The organism is Pseudomonas sp. (genome assembly GCF_026224925.1).
Lineage (GTDB): Bacteria > Pseudomonadota > Gammaproteobacteria > Pseudomonadales > Pseudomonadaceae > Aquipseudomonas.
In genome coordinates, this window is the sequence record NZ_JAMFRV010000303.1 from 1 (window position 1) to 2,294 (window position 2,294).

1 protein-coding gene is annotated in these 2,294 nt (G+C 55.5%); it reads right to left on the reverse strand.

The genetic code is table 11. The features are described from left to right. Positions 1–78: 78 nt before the first annotated feature. Positions 79–2,130: a type VI secretion system tip protein TssI/VgrG gene (gene tssI / locus M0974_RS12975; RefSeq protein ID WP_297836957.1), complete on the reverse strand. Its 2,052-nt coding sequence runs from the start codon at positions 2,128–2,130 to the stop codon at positions 79–81. Positions 2,131–2,294: the final 164 nt, after the last annotated feature.

A 2,294-nucleotide genomic window follows, 5' to 3' on the forward strand; every position in this document is an offset into this window, starting at 1 on the left:
AAGGATAAAGGACTAGAGACAATTTCAATCCGAAAGCTTGCAATCAAAAGGAGTGCCTAATTTGGGCTTCTGGCACAATTAAATAATCGCGTCGCCAGCAGTAAGCATCTGATCAAAAGCCGCATCCGGCTGAACCACTGGAGCAAGCACCCCAGCCCCCAACCCATCCACACCGCTCGGCGCCAGCGGCATCGCAGGCATTCCCGGCAGTGGTACGCCACCCAGCAAGATCGGCACACTAGAGAAAATGCCCGCAGGCGTAATAACCAAGTGTTGCCCGCCGGCCGCCAACGTCAGCGTGACCCCGGCATTCACAACAAAATTGATGCCGGCCTGATAATGCACCTGTTGCCCGGCTTCGATGACCAAGGCCTCGGTCACACGGGTATGGCTGGAGCCCGCCACTTGCAGGTGATCATCGGCCAACAACTGAACCTTGCGATCACCAGAAACACTACAATTCTCTTCAGCCTCCAACACCAAAACACTATTGCCCTTGATCGTCTCCAACCGCTGGCCACGCACCTCAAGGCGGCTGTCGTTCTGGATCAACTGCTCCATGTCGCGTTGGGCGCGCAGATAAACCAGCTCAGCACCACTACGGTCCTCAAAGGACACTTCATTGAAGCCCTGGCTCGACGCGGAGCTACGGCTGCGAAACACACTTTTGGTCTTGTTCGCCGGCAGCTCGTACGGCACGGGATTTAGGCTGTTCGGCAAACAACCCATGACAATCGGCCGATCAGCATCGCCTTCCAGGTAAGAGATCAATACTTCCATGCCGACGCGTGGCAGCGTCAGCGCGCCGTAATGAGCGCCCGCCCAGCTCGACGCCACCCGCACCCAACAACTGGTGGTCTCGTCTTCCTGCTCACGACGATCCCAGTGAAACTTGACCTTCACCCGGCCAAATTTATCGCAGTGGATTTCTTCACCTTCAGGCCCAGTGACCATGGCGGTTTGCGTGCTGTGGATCAGTGGTTTGGGATGGCGCAACGCTGGCCGGAACTGAATGGCCTCGGGGATGGCGGTGAAGGAATTGCGATAACCCTGAACGATCCGCCCCGCTTCAATTTCCAAAGAAGAACCGCCCAACTCTTCCAGCACCTGCGGCTGGCGACCTTCGTGCAAAACCCAGATCAATACCCAAGGGTTATTCCACTCCAACTGCGGGTGCTCTGTCAGTTGAATCAACGTCCCGCTGCGCAACACCGGTTGATCGCTTTTACCGTCAGCCAACTGGAAATCCGTGCGATGCCGTTGCAGGTCCCGGATCGCGAATTTATCGCTGCGCCCATCATCCAGAAAACGACCGGGGTACACGTAATGCTCAAGCCTAGGGCCAACATGGGGATCTTCGCCCTTGATTGCTTGGGTCTCGGTCGGCTGAGGTCCTCTCTGGCTTTCCAGTAAATAACCGGCCTTCTGAAAGTCGTAATCGCGGTGCACCACATGGCTGGTCCGTGCTGCCAGACGCACGCCGAACTCATTGACGGAATACTCTTCAGCCACCAGGCCGCTCAAGGGTTTGAACGGCAAAGGCACCCGAGCCGCGTGGGGAAACATCACCTCGTCATTGGCGAAGATCAGCACATGACCGTCAGCCGAATGCTCAAAGCGGTAAAACCAGCCGTCCTCTTCACATAGTCGATTTACAAAGTGCAGGTCGCTTTCATCGTACTGAACGCAATATTCACGCTCAGGCGCGCTGACCACATCGCCGATGAACTTCACCTGCAGGCCGTTGAACAGGCGATGCTCTTTCAGCACTTCCAGAACGATGTCCGGCACAGTCATGTGTTGAAACGAACGGCGATGGCTGCTGTGTTCCAGATAAGCCAAATACGGTTTAAGCACCACGGTGTAATGCGTTAGCTGTACACAGGAGTCGCCTTTATGGATCGAATGGATGTGCCCATGAAGGCCCTCTCCTCCAGGCCCGAAGCTGAGGAATGCGGCTTTGTGCAGCAAATCCGCAAGTTCAATACCTCGCTCACGACTGACCAGCTCAACCGTCATGGCGTAGGGCGTGCTAACTGCCTCGCAACCGAAAAAAGAAAGCACCTGCAACCGAGCGTTTTCTTCACCCTCAATAGTGAACGTAAAGGTCGGGATGTTGGCCTGAGGCATGCGCAGATTTCCACATCAAAAAGATGCGGCAACTCTGCGGGACTGTGCCTTTAACGACTATCGGGCGGAGCCAACACAAGACGTAGGACGCGTCCTGTCCTTTCGAGGAATCGTCCTACTGCCTAACTAACCGCTTTTTCGAGATAACTCCAGTCGTTAAGGCG

What these genes read in the sequence shown, in the direction of transcription:
- tssI (WP_297836957.1), bottom strand. Translation starts at nt 2,130, where the DNA reads ATGCCTCAGGCCAACATCCCGACCTTTACGTTCACTATTGAGGGTGAA.